A 16,038-nucleotide genomic window follows, 5' to 3' on the forward strand; every position below is an offset into this window, starting at 1 on the left:
GGTAAGCATGCCCTCCAGTTCCGCCATTCCGTCCTGCCCTCCCGGGCGAAACAAGCAAGCGCCATGGAAGGTCTCCCGACTCTTCAACTACGCCCTGTTGGCCAACGGCCGCTGGAAGCTCTTGCTGGCGGGCTGCGCCGGACTCGCCCTGCATCAGGTCAGCGAGGCCTTGGTCCCGGCAACCATTGGCGCTGCGGTGGACAACGCCATTCAACCGAACGATCCCGGCGCCCTCCTCGGATGGCTCGGTGCCTTGGCGGTGGTGTTCGTGGTGCTCGCACTGTCCTGGCGGCTTGGCACCTTGGCCACCGAACGCTCCTTCCTTTACAGCTCCCACGACCTCCGGCAGCTCGCGGTGGAGCGGACCCTCCACCCCCGCGGCATGGAGGCCAGGCGCGCCCCGGGCGAAATCGTGGCAATCGCCTCCTCCGATGCGGACAGGGTGGCAGGCTTGTCATGGCTGATCGCAGGTGCCCTCGCGGCAGCGGCCGGCGTCATCACGTCAGCGGTCACGCTGCTCCTGATCTCCGTTCCGCTCGGTCTGGCGGTCCTGGTGGCAACCCCCGTGATGCTGTTGATCATGCGCCGGCTCACTAAACCGTTGGAGGACCGAAGCGACGTGGAGCAGTCAACGGCGGCCCGCGCCGGCGCTCTGGCAACGGACTTCATTACCGGGTCACGCCCCCTCAAAGGCTTGGGCGCCGAGGACGCAGCCGTGACCCGCTACCGGACTGCGAGCCGGGCATCCCTGAAGGCAGGATTGCGGGCAGTACGTTCCCGATCGGCCTACAACGGAGCCAGCACCGCACTGTCCGCGGCCTTCCTGGCCGGCATCGCCTTCTTCGCGGCGTGGTTCGCCGTCCAAGGAAGCATCACCGTGGGTCAACTCGTGGCCGTCGTTGGCGTCACCCAGTTCGTTCAGGGCCCCATGGCAGCCCTTGGCTACCTCAGCGTGGAACTCGCGCGCAAACGCGCCTCGGCCGCCCGCATAGCAGTCCTGCTCGCTGAACCGGAGGCGGTTCCAGCACCGGAGGCAAAACGTTCGACGGCGGCTGCCGGCTCAGCGGGGACGGTCCCCTCCCGGGGTGTATCGGCACCGTTGCTCGAACTGCGCGGCAACACCGGCAACAGCACCTTCCCGCCCTTCACAGCCTCGGCCGGGGACATCGTGGGCGTCGTGCTGCCGGACGGCACACAGGCCAGGCTCCTGGTGGACACCCTCGGTTTCCGAACACCCGCACCGCGTGGCCTGGTGTCCATTGACGGCCAGGACGCCGCTGACCTGGACCCGGTCCACGTCCGTTCAAGGGTGTTCGCGGACAGCCACGACGGCGTCCTGTTCCGCGGCAGTGTCCGTGAGAACGTCGCACCAGCCGACTCCCACCTGGAGGAACGCGCCATGGCGGCTGCCGCCGTCGAGGACTTTGTCTCGCAACTGCCCGATGGCACCGAAACGGTACTCACCGGGCACGGCCAAAGCCTGTCCGGCGGCCAGCGGCAGCGGCTGGTGCTTGGCCGCTCACTGCACCAAAAGCAAGCGGTGCTGGTCCTGCACGACCCCACCACCGCCGTCGACACCGCCACCGAAGCCGTCATTGCCGACGGTCTGCGGAACTTCCCGGACAAGGCCTTGGTGCTGGTAACCACGAGTCCCACCCTGCTGGCCGCCTGTCATCGGGTGGTGATGGGAGGAGCGGACGGACCGCCCGAAACCGGCACGCACCACGAACTCCTTGCCACGTCCGCCGGCTACCGCGAAGTGGTGGGCTCATGAGCGCCGAAATCCTTCCCATTGCCACGCCCCGCGAGACCCGAAAGGCCATGTGGCGCCTGCTGGCGCAGCGGCCCGGCAAGCTCACACTGACCATCCTTGTGTTGCTGGCGGCGTCCTGCTGCGGACTGGCTGCACCGGCCATCCTGGGCATGATGGTCAACATCGCGGCCTCCGGCGGGGACGTCATGTCCTTGCTCTGGCTGGCAATTGGGTTGCTGGTTGCTGGGGGGCTGGGTGCCTTGCTGGGCATCCTGGGCCAAAACCTGTTGGCACGGATCTGCGAGGAAGCCCTGGCAGGTCTGCGCGAGGAGGTGTTCGCTGCAGCCGTCAGGAAGCCACTGGCCCAACTCGAGAAGGCAGGCATCGGAGATGTCGTGGCCCGCGTGTCAGGCGACGTTGAGGCCGTCAGCGAAGCAATCTCCGGAGTCCTGCCGGCGTTTACCAGTGCGGCCTTCACCATCGCCGTGACGCTGTTGGGCTTGGGCGTGATCGATTGGCGCTTCGCCGTCGCCGTGCTCATTGCTGCGCCGTTGCAGGTCTTCACCCTGCGCTGGTTCCTCAAACGAACAGCCCCGATCTACCGGACGGTCCGGATCACCGAGGCCAATCGGACCGAGCAGATCATCGAGACGGTTCACGGCTCACCCTCAGTCCTGGCTTTGGGTCTTGGGTCCCGTCACGCGGACCTGGTGGCAGCTGCATCCCGGGAGAACATCGGCCACGCCCTTAAGGGCGTCAACTACCTGACCCGCTTCTACAACCGCCTCAACCTGGCTGAACTCATCGGCTTGTCCGCGGTCTTGGTGGTGGGGTTTTGGCTCCATGCCGAGGGGGCAGTGACCATCGGTGCGGCCACGGCTGCAGCCCTGTATTTCTACCGGCTGTTTGATCCGATCGGCCTGGTCCTGGGTCAGTTCGACGAACTCCAGAAAGCCGCTGCCGGGTTGGGTCGAATGTTCGGCCTGACCATGTCCGCGGCGCCGACCATTCCCCCGGCCGCATCCCCGGTCACAGGCGCCGGCATCGTCCTTGACGACGTCACGTTCTCCTACCCCGGCCAACGCCCCGCACTCCACGGTGTCTCCCTCACGGTGAACCACGGCGAGCGTGTGGCGATTGTGGGAACCTCAGGCGCAGGCAAGACCACCCTGGCCAAGGTGATCATGGGCTTGGAACATCCTCAGACCGGGACCGCGTGGGTGGGCGGCTTGGACTCCACAGCTGCCGCTCCCGAAGACCTGCACCAGCGGATCGCCATGGTCAGCCAGGAGGTGCACGTCTTTGCAGGGACGCTCGCCGAGGACCTCCGGCTCGCCAAACCCGACGCCACTCCGGAGGAGCTCTCTCTGGTCCTGCGGTCCGTAGGGGCTGCATGGCATGAAACGCTCGACGACGGACTGGAGACTTCCGTAGGCGCCGGCGGCCACCAGCTCACCCCCGAGCAGGCGCAGCAACTGGCGCTGGCACGGCTGATGCTCAAGGACCCGCCCATCGCGGTCCTGGACGAAGCCACAGCTGAGGCGGGAACAGGATCAGCCACCATGCTGGATCAGGCCGCTGAAGCCGCTTTGGCCGGAAGGACCTCGGTGGTGATTGCCCACCGGTTATCCCAGGCAGCGTCTGCGGACACCGTGGTGGTAATGGAGCACGGACGGATTGTTGAGTCGGGATCGCACCAGGCACTCCTGGCTAACGGCGGCCGGTACGCCACCTTGTGGGAGGCGTGGAACAGCTCACTCAGCCGGAGCTGACGCAGGTTCGGCCGTGGTCACCACAAGCGGATCATGCCGCACCGGGGTCCCGGCCGCGAAAGCCCGCACCTGTGCGTCATCCCAAATATGCGCGGGGACACCACCGCCCAGGAGCGTGCGGGCAAGCGTGGGGTCATCGCCGAAAGGCTCATGACTGCCGGCCATGATCATATTGCCGTAGCGACGACCCTTGAGCATGGCAGGGTCGGCGATGATCATGGTGTGCCCGAAGGTGTCCGCGATGGTGGCCGCATCCGCCCGGGCGTTCCTGAGGTCCGGGGCGTCGCCCGAGTTGACCACATACAAGCCATCCGGGGCGAGGACGGAATCCGCATGCGCCGTGAATTCGCGGGTGGTCAGGGCGCGGGGCGTGAAGGCCCCCGCGAAGACGTCGCGGATGATGAGATCCCGGGTGTCAGGGGTGAGGGATTCGGTGACCTGCCGGGCCTCGCCCACTCGGATCCGCAGGAGGGGCGCCTTGGGCAGCTCGAACCACCCACGGACGTAGTCGGCGAGCTTGCCATCCAACTCCACCACCACTTGGCGGGCCTCGGGGTAGGCAGCGTGGAAGTACCGCGCCATGGAGCACGCTCCCCCACCCAGGTGCAAAGCGCGCAGCTTCGGCCTATGGGCGCGGGGCCATCTCGATTCCACCAAAGCTGCGATCCAGCGCATGTATTCGAAATCCAGGAACAGCGGATCGGCGAGGTCGATGTGCGAACTCATGACGCCGTTGATCTTGAGCAGCCAGCCGTTGGAGTTGTCGGGGTCCGGAACCAGTTCGCAATCGCCGGTATCGATGTAATAAATGCCCGCCACCGGACCATCAGGACGGGTGCCGGCAGGCACCTCGACGACTCCCGCCGTCGACCTCTGGGATCTACCTGCCCTGCTGGATTTTCGGGGTTTTGCCACTACTTCCGCCCTGCCTGAGTCATGCTTCAAGACTAGTGGAGCCACAGCCACACCAGTAGTAAGGATACTTACAGTTTGGCTGCTGGGGCCATAGGATCACATCATGGAGCTTGGTGAATTGGTGTGGGCTGAGGTGTTGACCGTCGCGGTCGCATGGCTGACGGTGGTCTGCCTCCTGCTGGCCCGGGTGCCCAAGCCACCAAGCATCCTCGACTCGCCGCTGGACATGGACCAGCCCGACGAGTCGGAATCCGGTTACGAGGATTTCCGGCGAAGCCTGCGGTCCACGGGCGTCAGGTTTCGCGGATGGAAGTGGGCTCGTAGACCATGACCGACCCCACCGACGGTGCCAGGCACGTCAGCTGGCACGGGGGCGCGCAGTGGGCCTGCAGTCCCACATCGATCTGCGCCGGGTGGGGCGGGCGGCCGGTGATACGGATGCGCCAGCGGTCCCCCTCGCGCAGGGTTTCAGTGACCGAATAGTCATTCCGGCCAGCCGGGCCGAAACGTCCCAGCACGGCCGCGACGGCAGCCTGTTGCGGTGGTAAGAGATCGGTATATCCGCGCAAATACTCTGCGCTGATGCGGCCGGCGAAATGGTCCTCGATCGCAGCGACGGAGGACTCTACATCGAGTCCGCCGTAGTACACACCGTCGGGAGCGACCACCGCGGTTGCTGCGAACCTGTCACCGCCGACGTGGGAACACTCCCACACCAACTCGGGCCAATTCTCGCTGAGCGCACGTCCCACGGGACGACCCCGCACTGCGCAGCAGGGGTCATGCCGACCATGAGCGCAGACCAGGATGACCGGGGGAAAGCCGGACTGGCCGGGAGATGCCAGGGCTGAAACCACCGCCGCAAGGTCCTCGTCCCGGTCCCACGTTCCCCACAGCTGTTGATACGCGCCTGAGCTTTGATGTCTCAGTACGGCCCAACGGCTGGGACCGGGGCGCCGGCGAGGGCCGGGGCGCCGCACCAAGAGAATCCGGGCCCGCGCCTGCCGCGCGGCGGAGGACACGAGGGCTTTGGTCCCGGCCTCCAGGTCAAGGCCGTCGAAGCCATTGGGCGGCCAACCGCCCCGGTACTCTACGAGAACCCACACCACGCCAGGTGACGCCGTCCCTGCCATCGGGTCGCCGCGCGTCCGAGCGCTTTCCGCGCAGAAAAAGCGTTCTGCAGAGGCCACCGGGGACATCATTGCGCAGCGGGGACGAGGACTCCTGCGCGCAACAGCCTTTCGACGAGTTCAACCCCCAGATCAGCTGCGAGGTGCTCCTCGCCGTCCAGCAGGCGCCTTACAGACCACAGATCAGCCTCCGGGAAGTCGAGCCAACCCACTCGGGTACTCAAGCGTGAGCCCTCAAGCCGCGGTTCGAGTGCATCACGGAGCCGTACCAGCGAGCCGGCACCGAGGCTGTCAATGGCCGCGAGCTGGGCCACTGGACCAAGCGGGGCAGGGCGCCCCTGCCGCCTGCGGGTGCGGTGGAAAAGCGACGTCGTATCAGCTTCCAAGACGGCCGCGGCCAGCCGTTCACGGACGGCGTCGACCTCCGCATCGGGTCCATCCACACCCAACGGCAGGGAACGGCGCATCTCGGGATCGTCGCACAGTGCCGCAAGAGCAACCTCCACAAGGTGCTCCGCCAGTGCATGACGGGTCCAGTTATGGACCCCCAAGGTGAGATGGATCGAAACCTTGCCCTGCGCCTGGGCTGCATGCAACCAACCACGCGGCAGGTAGAGGACATCGCCCGGCTCCAAGACCGTGTCGATGTAGGCCTTGCCTTGCGCGGCCTCAGCCACCGCGGAACGGCGATCGGTCCACGGCTGGCTGCGCAACGGGTCCTGGTGAACCGGCTCATGGATGATCCAGCGCTTCGTCCCCTCGATCTGCAGGACGAAGACGTCATGAACATCGTAGTGATCGTCGAAACCGCGGTTCTGAGGCGGGGTGATGTAGGCATTCGCCTGCACAGGATGCCCGAGCTCGGTGCTTAGCTGGGTGCTGAGGCTCGAAACCGGCTCCCACGTGCGGTGCAGCGCCTGCAGGACGAGCGTTGCACCATCGGCAAACTTGCGCCACAGCTCAGTGTCATCGAGCTGATCCGAGATAGTGGCGCCAACGCCCGCCGGGGAAGTGAACGAGGATTCCGGAAGCGTTGAGCCGCCCTTGGCAACGCGAAGGAAAGGTGTCCGCAGTCCGCGGCGCGAAATCAGCTCGTCCACCGCGTCGGCCGAGAACACATCGGAGAAGTCGCTGACACCACGGGTGAGCAACGCGGCCCTCCCCCAGACGTCACTGGCGAACCTCTCACGGCCAATGTCAATCAGGCGTGTTTCCAGGACACCGGCGCCCATAACCGCGCCGGGGTCCTGGAAATCAGTGCTGGTGGAGCTCAAACTCAGTTGCCCTGTTGTCCGGCACCGCCGTCAGCGCCACCATCGGCACCGCCGTCAGCGCCACCGTCCGCGCCACCGTCAGCACCACCATCAGCACCACCATCGGCACCGCCGTCATGGACACCAGGGGTCCCGTCCGCGCCACCGTCCGCGGGGCCTTCAGCACCACCATCAGCGCCGCCGTCAGCACCGCCGTCCGCGCCGCCGTCATGGACGCCGGGGGTTCCGGCCGCGCCACCGTCCGCGGGGCCTTCCTCCTGGCTTGGATCCTGCTCTGGATTGGACATGCTTCCTCCCGAGAATCGAATGGCGTACCCAGGCCCCGATAATCGGTACCTGTTTCCAAACCGGGCGATCTTCGTCGACACCGCCCGTGATCACCATATCGAGATGAGTCAGCTCTGGGAACAGTTCCCGCGCACTCAGCTACGCACCATCCGATGTTCCGGCAGCGAGTACCACGAGGGGTCGCACAACTGCCGTTTACCGTCCGGCAGGAAGCCGTTGCGGCGGTAGAAAGCCTGCGCCCGGGGATTGTCATCGAGAACCCACAAATAAGCGGGACGGTCGCCAATCAACGCATCCACCAACGCCTGGCCCACACCACGGCCATGGATACTTTCCAAGGTGTAGAGCATGAAAAGCTCCGTACCGCAGGGGCTGTCCTCGTCCCTCCCCGGTCCGGCCGCACCAATTCCCACGAGGTCGCCGTCCGGACCATGCGCCAGCATGCGCGAATGGCCGGCTGCTATAGAGGCCCGGTACCTATCGATGCGATCCGGCAGCGCAGCTTCCTGCTTTTCGAAGAACTCCGCAGGCAGCAGCCGCCCGTAGCTCTCTCGCCAGGACTGGACATGCATGACGGCCATGGCCTCGGCGTCGTTCACCGTTGCCGGACGAAGCGTGAAGTCCATCCGCTACTGCACCCGTGCCATCGCGAAACCGTCCCATCCCTTGCTGCCCACCGTCTGGATGGCAGTGGCATCGAGGCGTGGGTCCTGCCCCATCATTTCCAGCATTGCCACAATGCCGGGTGCGTTGACCTCGTCCCGCGAGGGTTCCAGGATGGCGCCGTCCCAGATGACGTTGTCCACCACGATCACCGTTCCCGGATGGCCAAGCCTGATGGCCCAATCGAGGTAATTCGAATCGTTCTCCTTGTCCGCGTCGATGAAGACGAAATCGAACGATTCCTGAGCTGCCAGCGTAGGAAGGACGTCCAAGGCAGCACCCACCCGGATATCCACCTTGTGGCCGACACCCGCCGCGTCCACGTTGGCGCGCGCAACGTCCGCGTGTTTCTGGAGGAATTCGCACGTGACCAAGCGTCCGTCGTCGGGCAGTCCTTGAGCCATCCAGATGCTGCTGAACCCTGCCAGGGTGCCAATCTCCAGGACGCGCCTGGCACCGGACATCTGCACGAGCATCCGCAGGAGCTTGCCTGCGTTGGGCGCCACTTCGATGGGAGGCATTCCTGCCTCAAGGGCGGAACTCAAGGCGCGCTTGTGGGCAGGATCAGGACGCACGACGACGTCAGTCAGGTAATGCTCGACGTCGACCCAACCGGGTTCGGTCACGTGTTCAACCATGGGCCCCAGTCTTGCACTGGAGGGACACCGAGGGAAGGAACTACTCCGTGCCGGAAATGGCGTCTTCCAGGCGCTCCACCTTGCCGGTCAGCTCGCCGCTGTAACCGGGCCGGATGTCAGCTTTGATCACCAAGGAGACCCGGCTGCCGTAGCGGCCAACGGCCTCGGTGGCACGTTTGACGACGTCGAAAACCTCATCCCATTCGCCTTCGATGGTGGTGAACATGGAGTCCGTGTGGTTGGGCAGTCCGGACTCGCGGACGATCTTGACGGCGGCGGCAACGGCGTCGTGCACAGAGGCATCGGGGGTGGGACCGCCGTGGGTGGCGGATGCGGGCTGGCCGGAAGGGGCGACTGAGAATGCAAGCAACATGAAATCCAGTGTTTCATGTGCTGGTTTGTCATATAACAACGTACTCCCGCGTAACAACGGGCCAGCACGCCTGCGTTGCTACTCTGACAAGCATGGAACAGCCCTCTGAACGCAAGCCCCTCAGGGCAGACGCCGCACGCAACGTGGACAAGATCATTACCGCCGCCCGGCAGTGCTTCCGTGAACACGGTCCCGACGTACCATTGCAGACCATTGCCGCCACCGCTGGAGTTGGCCCCGCAACGCTGTTCCGCAACTTCTCGGACAAGGAGCAACTGGTCCTCGCGGCTCTCTCCCGCCAACTGCGTAAACACGTGGACCCGGTGGCAGCAGCCGCCCTGGACGGCATGGACGCCGCCGAAGGCCTGATCAACGTCATCGATGCCGTGATGCAGGTAGCCAGCGAGGACGCGAACCTCCTTGACGCCGTCGCCGGCCGACGCGGACTCCTCATGGGCATCACCGGTGGCCTCATCGGTTCCATGGCTACGCTCCTGGAACGCGGACAGGGCCAGGGCTCGCTGCGCCGCGACATCACCATTGAGGACATGGTCCGGTTGGTGGCCATGCTGATCGGCGCCGTGGACACCATGGAACCAGGATCCGAGGCATGGAAGCGTCCCGTGGCCCTGATCGAAGACGCTATCCGAACCGAGCGCCCGTCACGGCCGCTGCCGGATCAGTCCGGCATCCCGGGCGTGACGTTCACCGAGGCTGTCTAAGCACGCGCTGCCAGTGGGCCGGCGACCGATGGTGAGTCCTGCCCATCGCGGTGCGGCCGCAGCCCACGTAGTGTCAACCGTATGAATATTCCCTTGAGCTCATACTCTTCCAGCGGCGCCGAGTCCGCTGCTACGGCCGGCCTGGTCCTGCTCTTCATGCTGATCTATTTCGCCGTGATCTTTGCGATTGTTGGTGTGCTGTACATGGGAATCTTCACCAAAGCAGGCCGTCCCGCCTGGGGCGCCTTCGTACCGGTCTACAACGGCATCAAACTCCTGGAGATCGCAGGCCGTCCCTGGTACTGGTTCCTGCTGTTCTTCATTCCGTTTGCGGGGATCTACTTCAGCATCGTCTCGCTGAACGACCTCGCCAAGTCATTTGGCAAGGATGCGGGCTACACGGTTGGCTTGGTACTGCTGCCTGTCGTCTTCGTGCCGATGCTGTCCTACGGCTCCGCGCAGTACCTCGGACCCGCTGCGGGGCGGCAATTCGTGGCCTACCCGCCGTCGTACCCGCAAGGTTACGCCCAGCCGCCGGTCCAGCAGCCCAACGGTCAGCAGTACCGCTAGCCCCAACCCAGCAGCCGCAGCAATGCTGCGGCTGCTGCGCCCGAAATCACTACCACCAGGAACGGCGCCCGAAGCCACAGCGCGACGGCGGCTGCCACCAGCGCGCCGATGCGGGCGTCGAGAACCAAGCCCTGCCCCGACGCAACCGCGTTTACCACCGTCAAGGACGCCAGCAACCCGATGGTCATGGTGCCGGCGACGTGCATGATCCGGGGACTCTCCAACAGCTTGGCGGGGACAAAATAGCCCACAAGCTTGGTGGCGTAGGCCAATGCGCACGCGATGAGGATCCACAGCCAGAGGTTCATTTCCTGCCTCCGTCGTGATGCTTGTGCTTCTCGGCATAGGGGTCCAGGTCCGGCTCCAGCCCTTCGTCCATGCGTGCGTGGCTGAACCAGCCGATGACACCTGCCACCACTGCCGCCACCAGGATGGGGACTCCTGACGGGACGAACGGCACGGCCAGGATGGTGGCCAACGCGCAGGCCGCTGCAATGGCCCAGGGTTCGCGACCCTTCAGGCGGGGCCACAACAAGGCCAGGAACGCTGCAACGGCGGCTCCGTCCAAACCCCACTGTTTTGGATCTCCCATGGCGTCACCAGCCAGTGCGCCGATCGCCGTGAAAATATTCCACAAAATGAATATGCCAATTCCGGCCGTCCAGAATCCGCGGCGCTGTTCGTCGGGGTCGGACTGGCCGGACGCCGTCGCCGTCGACTCGTCGATAGTGACATGGGCCGAGACGTAACGCTTCCAGCCGCCGGGACGCAACATGGCATTGATCTGCATGCCGTAGATGCCGTTGCGCAAACCCAGCAGTGCGCTGGCTGTCATGGCCGCCACGCCGGATCCGCCGCCCGCGACGACGCCGATGAAGGCGAACTGCGATCCGCCGCTGAACAGCAACAGGCTCAGGACCATGGTCTGCCAGAAATCGAATCCCGACGCCACGGAGAGCGCACCGAAAGACACCCCGTAGAGGCCGGTGGCAATGCTCAGGGATAGGGCAACTTTGAACGCCGGTGAGTCCCGCAGCTTCATGGGAACAGCACTGCTGCTCATTTCCGCAGGCTCCACGACCAGAGGATCAGGGGGATCTGCAGCGGCAGGCGAAGAGTGTGGATGCGTCGCTCGGTTGCGGTGCCTTTGGGCCCATAGGCCCGGCGAATCGCATCAATATGCCCCGCAAGGAATGCAGCGAACATCGCCGTGGTCGCGTCCGCGGCTACCTTGCGCGTGGCAGGAATCAGAAGCCCGACGGCGGCAGTCACCTCCAGCAGGCCCGACGATGCGACCCATTCCTCACGGGACATAACTGCCAGGGGACCGTTTGGGCGACTCCCCGGCTCATCCTTGCGGCACAGGTAGTCCGGCACAACGGGGTAGTAGAACTTGGGCGTACGGAAGTGCTTCGCGGCGCTGGCCAAGAGCAACGCGCTCAAAGCTACTGCGGAGGTGGTGCGGGTTGCTTGGGCTGACCAGCGAAATGACATGAGACAACTCAATCACAAGCGGGGTGGCCCCCAAAGTTCGTCCAATCCGAGTGAAGCTAGTTGGACACCATTAGCTGGGCAAGGACCTGCGCCGGCTTGTTGGTGGTGATCTCGTGGATCCCCAGGCCTTGGCACAGGGCAACATCCTTCTCCGAGTCCACGGTCCACACCCGGAAAATGCGGCCGGCCTCCAACCAACGCTGGACGTTCCTGGCGTGTTCACGGACGTAGTCGATGCCGGGACCGGCGATGCCTACCTGGCCCTCGTCCAGGACCCTCTCGGCATCCTGCTGTGTCGCCCTCATGACGTTGGCTACTGCCCCACCCGTCAGGAAGCCCAAACCAAGTTCCTGGCGGATCTCCTGGACCGTGAAATCGTCCACCAGCTGGCAGATATGTTGCCCGGGAACGGACTGAAGCAGGCGCTGGACGGAGTCTGAGTCGAAGCTCATGAAAGAGATCTGGATGTTCTCCAGCCGTGATTCCTCCGGCGTCCAGCCCTCCGCTTCGAGCAACGCCAACACCCTGTCCTCAAGTTTTAGGCCGTAGGGGCTGGGGTGCTTGAGCTCAATGGCCAGGCCGATCCCGCGTCCGGCTCCACGCAGGATGTCCAGCAGTTCCGGCAGCGTCAGGAACTGGTCTGCCACTCCCCCGTAGGCTTCCGGGATGCGTGCGCCCTTCCATGAGGAGAAGTCCAAGGCCCGGAGCTCCTCCAAGGTGTGCTCCGCGACTGGTCCGGTGCCGGTGGACGTCCTGTCAAGGTTGGCATCGTGCAGCAGGACCACATGTTGGTCCCGGGTCAGGTGGACGTCGCACTCCACGCCGTCGGCACCGTCCGCGATTGCCTTCAAGTAGGCCGCACGGGTGTGCTCGGCGAAGGCTGCGCTGGCGCCACGGTGGGCATAGACCTTGGGCCGGCTTGGGGCGAAGTCGTCGCTAGTCATGCAGACACGGTAGCCCACCTCGCTGTCCTAACGGGGGCTACGCTGGGCTAATGCAGGTGAACTCTGAACAAATCCCAACCGAAGACGTCACCAAGCCCACTAAGCCGGCAACAGCGGCAGGTTCCGCCCCAGCACGCGGCCGTTCCGCCGTCGTCGAACTTTCCCCTGGCGACTTGGAGAAGGCGGCCGCGCTGCAACGCATGAAGCGGTTGGCACTGGCACTCCTGATCACCATGGCCGTGATCTTCACGGTCGCCTTCGCGTTCCAGAAGCAGTACCCCTGGCTTGAATATGTTCGGGCTGCGGCCGAAGGCGGCATGGTGGGCGCGCTTGCCGACTGGTTTGCCGTCACCGCCCTGTTCAAGTACCCCATGGGCCTGAAGATCCCGCATACCGCCATCATCCCGCGGCGCAAGGACCAGATCGGCGAATCCCTCAGCGACTTCGTGGAAAGCAACTTCCTGTCCCAGGAGGTGGTGCAGGAGAAGTTGGCCAGCATCGACATCGCCCGCAAGGCCGGCACCTGGCTGTCAGCTCCGGGCGGCGCTGAACGCGTTGCCAAGGAGGGCGGCGCGGTGATCCGCGGTGCGTTCACGGTCCTTAATGACGACGACGTACAGGCCGTCATCGAGGGCATGGTCCGCAAGCACCTGCTCACCCCGCCGTGGGGACCGCCGGTTGGTCGCATGGCTGAACGGATCTTCGCCGATGGTCACCACCACAAACTCGTGGACCTGCTGGTTGACCGTGCTGCGGACTGGGTGGACGCCAACCATGCCACGGTGAACCGGCTTGTCTCGGACCGGTCGCCTCTGTGGGTGCCCACCTTCGTGGATGGCCTGGTGGGAGACCGGGTCTACGTGGAACTCTCCAAGTTCGTGCGTGCGGTGCAAGCCGATCAGAACCACCAAGTTCGGCAGTCGATCGACGCCTACCTCACGGACCTGGCTCAGGACCTACAGCATGATCCGGCGATGATCGAGCGTGCCGAGGCCATCAAGTCGCAGATCCTGGGCGACCCCGAGGTCCGCGAACTCGCCTCCCGCACCTGGGGAACGGTGAAAACTGCCCTGCTCAACGCCGTCGACGATCCCGACAGCGACTTGAGTCTCCGCTTCAAGAGCGCCGTCCGCGACTTCGGGGCGCGACTGGTCAACGACGCCGAACTCGCCGGCAAGGTCAACGCCTGGATAGGCGATGCTGCCGGATACCTGGTGAATACGTATCGATCGGACATCGCCGGCGTTATCTCGGACACCGTGGCACGTTGGGACGCCGAGGAGACGTCGCAGAAGATCGAGCTGCAGGTGGGCAAGGACCTCCAGTACATCCGGATCAACGGAACCGTGGTGGGTGCGCTGGCGGGACTGGCGATCTTCACGGTGGCGCACCTGCTGTTTGGGTAGGGCGGGGCTGCACCTCAATGGCGGATGCGGCGTCCGGCCCGCGCGGCGAAGTCGTCAAGGGCAACGATGATGTCGCCCGCAATCCACACGCTGACACCTCGTACCTTTCCGGCAGGCGTGAGGATGCCGACACCCGCCAGTCGTTGCACCGCACGGTACGCCGTTGCCGTTGAGACCCCCGTGTACTCAGCCGCCATCTCCGCTGTGATGGCCGGTTCCCGAGGCAGGAGCTCCACGAGTCTCAGCACCGACTCCTGGGCTGCCCCAACCTTGGACCGATAGTCCAACTGGGCGGCCGTGATGTCCTCCACGAGGATTCGGCCGTTGTCCACAGCCAGCATCGCGGACTCAGCGAACAACTCCACAATGGGTAGGATGTCACCTCCACGATAGGCGCCCAAGGCGTCGAAATACCGGCGCGTGTCCGTCAGGAGTCCTGAGGAAACGGGGATGGTGACGTTCGCCGTGACTCCCTTGGCTCGGAGCATGGCACTGACAATCGCCCGGCCTGTCCGTCCGTTGCCGTCGGCAAAGGGATGGATGGTCTCGAACTGTGCGTGCGCCACTGCTGCCTGTGCCAGGGCCGGAATGTCATCCCGTTGCATGAACTCCACCAGATCTGCCATGGCGCCCATGACGCGATCGTGATGGGGTGGCACAAACTCTGCGGAGTGCGGCGAGTTCCCGCGGATCCAGACCTGGGAGTTCCGGTATTCGCCGGCAATGACTTGGTCCGAAGTGGATAGAAGTGTGTGGTGCAGCGTTCCAACGTTGTCCACGCTCAGGTCCTCGGACAGATTGATGGCAGCCTGCATCGCCTCTACGTTGGACGCAATGAGGGAGGCGTTGGTGCTGCTGCGGTCACCCAGTTGGGCCAACACGATTTTCCGGGCCCCGGCAGTGAGGTTCTCGATCTGCGAGCTCGATGCCGATTCACTGCGCAGCAGCAAGGCAGCAAAGGGAGTTGAGTCCTGCCCTAATTCGGCGTCAAATCGGACCATTTCCACGGTGGCTGTCTCAACCAACGATTGCGCCCGGGAATCGATCACGGGGTCAAGGGTGGCGATGCGGGCCGGTATGGCAGCCTCGTAAGGCCCTCGGGCCAGCAGCCGTTGCCGCCTGGACACGCCTGCGCCAGGCTCTGCTGACCAGGGGCGCTCCTCGTAGCCAATCGGCGGCCACCCGGTTTGCGTACTCATGGCGCTCCTCGCGAGAAAGGTAATACCCCAATCTTCTTACAAACGGACGTTCATGAGAAGATGCGGAGGAACAATTCTCATAGAGAGCATTTGGTGAGAAAATCGCCTCAACTCTTCTCAGCCCAGCAGATGCACCATCTGCCCCGGCCTCGCTTGGCCAATCAGGTCCAGGTCTTCGTCGCGCACCACCGCGATGACCGGCGACACCGCAGTTTCCGGATGTCCGGCCAAGGCGATGACGGGAAGGCCCGACGGCGGCAACAGGACCGACCCCGTTGCCAAAGGTTGTGGCTGGGGTGCTGGAGTCGACGTCACCTCGAGGGGCCTGCCCACCAACCGTGCGCCAACACGGTCCGACTCGGGCGAGAGAATCCATGGTTCCGTGGTCAACCGAAGCCAAGTGCCGGCGTCGTCATTCCGAGCCTGTGGACCTCGGGTTACGCGGGCTACCACGGGCCGTACCGGGTCTACGGCGCGCCGTGCTGGTGCATGCTCGGACGGATCCCCGTGATTTTGTGGCTTTCCGAAGGTGAGGTTGGAACCGGAGCGCAAGGGCTCGTCCGGAGCAAGAATCCCACCGTGGACTGCCACGTAGTACCGAACTCCGAACAACGCCGGACCAAACTCCAGCACTGCGCCCGGCGCCACCCGGACGGCCTTGTTCATCGCCAACTCCGAGCCGTTAATGGTGACGAGGCCTTCGGCGCCGGTAACGGCAACAGCAGTTCCCGTCACGAAGCGCAGCTTCAAGCCACCCACCAAAACCTCCAGGCCAGCCGCGGACTCCGGGTTGCCCAGCAAGGCATTGGCCAAGTGCATGGACGCGCGATCCAGGACTTGGTCAGGACTCAGCACAAGGCTCAAGGACCCCGAATCCACCACAACAGCACCCATCAG

19 protein-coding genes are annotated in these 16,038 nt (G+C 64.7%); 7 read left to right on the forward strand and 12 right to left on the reverse strand.

Annotated features, from left to right (window positions below; translation table 11 throughout):
• The first annotated feature begins 7 nt into the window (after positions 1 to 7).
• Together ACR30Z_RS09810 and ACR30Z_RS09815 are read left to right on the forward strand one after the other, a co-directional pair.
• Positions 8 to 1,774 (forward strand): ABC transporter ATP-binding protein, encoded by a 1,767-nt coding sequence (locus ACR30Z_RS09810; protein ID WP_434372343.1) that lies wholly within the window; start codon positions 8 to 10, stop codon positions 1,772 to 1,774.
• The gene (locus ACR30Z_RS09815; protein WP_434372345.1) at positions 1,771 to 3,525 is read left to right on the forward strand and encodes an ABC transporter ATP-binding protein; all 1,755 of its coding nucleotides are present in this window, start codon (positions 1,771 to 1,773) and stop codon (positions 3,523 to 3,525) included. Before ACR30Z_RS09810 ends, ACR30Z_RS09815 begins: the two co-directional genes overlap by 4 nt.
• Here the strand turns inward: ACR30Z_RS09815 and ACR30Z_RS09820 are convergent.
• Entirely contained in the window at positions 3,508 to 4,440 is a 933-nt protein-coding gene (locus tag ACR30Z_RS09820; RefSeq protein WP_434372347.1) for a spermidine synthase, read from the reverse strand. The genes ACR30Z_RS09815 and ACR30Z_RS09820 overlap by 18 nt on opposite strands.
• Positions 4,441 to 4,543: 103 nt before the next feature.
• Here ACR30Z_RS09820 and ACR30Z_RS09825 point away from each other — a divergent pair, with 103 nt between their 5' ends.
• Entirely contained in the window at positions 4,544 to 4,771 is a 228-nt protein-coding gene (locus tag ACR30Z_RS09825) for a hypothetical protein (RefSeq protein ID WP_144651981.1), read from the forward strand.
• Here ACR30Z_RS09825 and ACR30Z_RS09830 read toward each other — a convergent pair.
• Both ACR30Z_RS09830 and ACR30Z_RS09835 read right to left on the reverse strand, forming a co-directional pair.
• Positions 4,734 to 5,573, reverse strand: a complete 840-nt coding sequence (locus ACR30Z_RS09830) for a sucrase ferredoxin (protein WP_434372569.1) — start codon at positions 5,571 to 5,573, stop codon at positions 4,734 to 4,736. The genes ACR30Z_RS09825 and ACR30Z_RS09830 overlap by 38 nt on opposite strands.
• Positions 5,574 to 5,638: 65 nt before the next feature.
• Complete coding sequence (locus tag ACR30Z_RS09835; protein WP_244296800.1) at positions 5,639 to 6,844, reverse strand: cupin domain-containing protein; 1,206 nt, start codon at positions 6,842 to 6,844, stop codon at positions 5,639 to 5,641.
• A 14-nt stretch (positions 6,845 to 6,858) separates the two neighbouring features.
• On the opposite strand from ACR30Z_RS09835, the gene ACR30Z_RS09840 reads away from it, so the two are divergent.
• Positions 6,859 to 7,173, forward strand: a complete 315-nt coding sequence (locus ACR30Z_RS09840; protein WP_434372349.1) for a hypothetical protein — start codon at positions 6,859 to 6,861, stop codon at positions 7,171 to 7,173.
• A gap of 93 nt (positions 7,174 to 7,266) precedes the next feature.
• Here the strand turns inward: ACR30Z_RS09840 and ACR30Z_RS09845 are convergent, their stop codons facing one another.
• From ACR30Z_RS09845 to ACR30Z_RS09855, 3 genes are read right to left on the reverse strand one after another with little or no spacing between them, the layout of a single operon-like run.
• Positions 7,267 to 7,758: a GNAT family N-acetyltransferase gene (locus ACR30Z_RS09845; RefSeq protein WP_144651983.1), complete on the reverse strand. Its 492-nt coding sequence runs from the start codon at positions 7,756 to 7,758 to the stop codon at positions 7,267 to 7,269.
• A 3-nt stretch (positions 7,759 to 7,761) separates the two neighbouring features.
• On the reverse strand, positions 7,762 to 8,433 hold the full coding sequence (locus ACR30Z_RS09850; RefSeq protein WP_144651984.1) for an O-methyltransferase: 672 nt from the start codon (positions 8,431 to 8,433) through the stop codon (positions 7,762 to 7,764).
• A 40-nt stretch (positions 8,434 to 8,473) separates the two neighbouring features.
• A complete protein-coding gene (locus ACR30Z_RS09855; RefSeq protein WP_144651985.1) occupies positions 8,474 to 8,806 on the reverse strand; it encodes a thiamine-binding protein in 333 nt (110 codons plus the stop codon).
• A 92-nt stretch (positions 8,807 to 8,898) separates the two neighbouring features.
• On the opposite strand from ACR30Z_RS09855, the gene ACR30Z_RS09860 reads away from it, so the two are divergent.
• Both ACR30Z_RS09860 and ACR30Z_RS09865 read left to right on the forward strand, forming a co-directional pair.
• Positions 8,899 to 9,528 (forward strand): TetR/AcrR family transcriptional regulator, encoded by a 630-nt coding sequence (locus ACR30Z_RS09860; protein WP_144651986.1) that lies wholly within the window; start codon positions 8,899 to 8,901, stop codon positions 9,526 to 9,528.
• A gap of 81 nt (positions 9,529 to 9,609) precedes the next feature.
• A complete protein-coding gene (locus tag ACR30Z_RS09865) occupies positions 9,610 to 10,098 on the forward strand; it encodes a DUF5684 domain-containing protein (RefSeq protein ID WP_208760025.1) in 489 nt (162 codons plus the stop codon).
• On the opposite strand, the gene ACR30Z_RS09870 is transcribed toward ACR30Z_RS09865, so the two are convergent.
• The 4 genes from ACR30Z_RS09870 to ACR30Z_RS09885 are packed head-to-tail and all read right to left on the reverse strand — an operon-like array spanning position 10,095 to position 12,536.
• The gene (locus ACR30Z_RS09870; RefSeq protein ID WP_144651987.1) at positions 10,095 to 10,406 is read right to left on the reverse strand and encodes an AzlD domain-containing protein; all 312 of its coding nucleotides are present in this window, start codon (positions 10,404 to 10,406) and stop codon (positions 10,095 to 10,097) included. The two genes, ACR30Z_RS09865 and ACR30Z_RS09870, sit on opposite strands and share 4 nt — an antisense overlap.
• Positions 10,403 to 11,161 carry an AzlC family ABC transporter permease gene (locus tag ACR30Z_RS09875; protein WP_144651988.1) on the reverse strand — a complete coding sequence of 253 codons (759 nt, stop codon included), beginning with the start codon at positions 11,159 to 11,161 and terminating at the stop codon, positions 10,403 to 10,405. The genes ACR30Z_RS09870 and ACR30Z_RS09875 overlap by 4 nt, the downstream gene beginning before the upstream one ends.
• Complete coding sequence (locus ACR30Z_RS09880) at positions 11,158 to 11,592, reverse strand: DoxX family protein (protein WP_144651989.1); 435 nt, start codon at positions 11,590 to 11,592, stop codon at positions 11,158 to 11,160. Before ACR30Z_RS09880 ends, ACR30Z_RS09875 begins: the two co-directional genes overlap by 4 nt.
• 56 nt (positions 11,593 to 11,648) lie before the next feature.
• Entirely contained in the window at positions 11,649 to 12,536 is an 888-nt protein-coding gene (locus ACR30Z_RS09885; protein ID WP_434372354.1) for a glycerophosphodiester phosphodiesterase, read from the reverse strand.
• A 50-nt stretch (positions 12,537 to 12,586) separates the two neighbouring features.
• Here ACR30Z_RS09885 and ACR30Z_RS09890 point away from each other — a divergent pair, with 50 nt between their 5' ends.
• The gene (locus ACR30Z_RS09890) at positions 12,587 to 13,942 is read left to right on the forward strand and encodes a DUF445 domain-containing protein (RefSeq protein ID WP_144651991.1); all 1,356 of its coding nucleotides are present in this window, start codon (positions 12,587 to 12,589) and stop codon (positions 13,940 to 13,942) included.
• Positions 13,943 to 13,956: 14 nt separating this feature from the next.
• Here ACR30Z_RS09890 and ACR30Z_RS09895 read toward each other — a convergent pair whose 3' ends face one another.
• Both ACR30Z_RS09895 and ACR30Z_RS09900 read right to left on the reverse strand, forming a co-directional pair.
• Positions 13,957 to 15,141 carry a Fic family protein gene (locus tag ACR30Z_RS09895; RefSeq protein WP_434372357.1) on the reverse strand — a complete coding sequence of 395 codons (1,185 nt, stop codon included), beginning with the start codon at positions 15,139 to 15,141 and terminating at the stop codon, positions 13,957 to 13,959.
• Between the two features lie 117 nt (positions 15,142 to 15,258).
• Positions 15,259 to 16,035, reverse strand: a complete 777-nt coding sequence (locus ACR30Z_RS09900; protein ID WP_434372359.1) for a biotin-dependent carboxyltransferase family protein — start codon at positions 16,033 to 16,035, stop codon at positions 15,259 to 15,261.
• Positions 16,036 to 16,038 lie beyond the last annotated feature (3 nt).

It is taken from the genome of Paenarthrobacter sp. FR1 (assembly GCF_051106045.1).
Classification (GTDB): domain Bacteria; phylum Actinomycetota; class Actinomycetes; order Actinomycetales; family Micrococcaceae; genus Arthrobacter; species Arthrobacter nitroguajacolicus_A.

Bases quoted from the DNA above. Each gene is read 5' to 3' on its own strand.
- ACR30Z_RS09810 (WP_434372343.1), top strand. From the start codon at position 8: ATGCCCTCCAGTTCCGCCATTCCGTCCTGCCCTCCCGGGCGAAACAAG.
- ACR30Z_RS09815 (WP_434372345.1), top strand. From the start codon at position 1,771: ATGAGCGCCGAAATCCTTCCCATTGCCACGCCCCGCGAGACCCGAAAG.
- ACR30Z_RS09825 (WP_144651981.1), top strand. From the start codon at position 4,544: ATGGAGCTTGGTGAATTGGTGTGGGCTGAGGTGTTGACCGTCGCGGTC.
- ACR30Z_RS09830 (WP_434372569.1), bottom strand. From the start codon at position 5,573: ATGGCAGGGACGGCGTCACCTGGCGTGGTGTGGGTTCTCGTAGAGTAC.
- ACR30Z_RS09845 (WP_144651983.1), bottom strand. From the start codon at position 7,758: ATGGACTTCACGCTTCGTCCGGCAACGGTGAACGACGCCGAGGCCATG.
- ACR30Z_RS09850 (WP_144651984.1), bottom strand. From the start codon at position 8,433: ATGGTTGAACACGTGACCGAACCCGGTTGGGTCGACGTCGAGCATTAC.
- ACR30Z_RS09855 (WP_144651985.1), bottom strand. From the start codon at position 8,806: ATGTTGCTTGCATTCTCAGTCGCCCCTTCCGGCCAGCCCGCATCCGCC.
- ACR30Z_RS09860 (WP_144651986.1), top strand. From the start codon at position 8,899: ATGGAACAGCCCTCTGAACGCAAGCCCCTCAGGGCAGACGCCGCACGC.
- ACR30Z_RS09865 (WP_208760025.1), top strand. From the start codon at position 9,610: ATGAATATTCCCTTGAGCTCATACTCTTCCAGCGGCGCCGAGTCCGCT.
- ACR30Z_RS09870 (WP_144651987.1), bottom strand. From the start codon at position 10,406: ATGAACCTCTGGCTGTGGATCCTCATCGCGTGCGCATTGGCCTACGCC.
- ACR30Z_RS09875 (WP_144651988.1), bottom strand. From the start codon at position 11,161: ATGAGCAGCAGTGCTGTTCCCATGAAGCTGCGGGACTCACCGGCGTTC.
- ACR30Z_RS09880 (WP_144651989.1), bottom strand. From the start codon at position 11,592: ATGTCATTTCGCTGGTCAGCCCAAGCAACCCGCACCACCTCCGCAGTA.
- ACR30Z_RS09885 (WP_434372354.1), bottom strand. From the start codon at position 12,536: ATGACTAGCGACGACTTCGCCCCAAGCCGGCCCAAGGTCTATGCCCAC.
- ACR30Z_RS09890 (WP_144651991.1), top strand. From the start codon at position 12,587: ATGCAGGTGAACTCTGAACAAATCCCAACCGAAGACGTCACCAAGCCC.
- ACR30Z_RS09895 (WP_434372357.1), bottom strand. From the start codon at position 15,141: ATGAGTACGCAAACCGGGTGGCCGCCGATTGGCTACGAGGAGCGCCCC.
- ACR30Z_RS09900 (WP_434372359.1), bottom strand. From the start codon at position 16,035: ATGGGTGCTGTTGTGGTGGATTCGGGGTCCTTGAGCCTTGTGCTGAGT.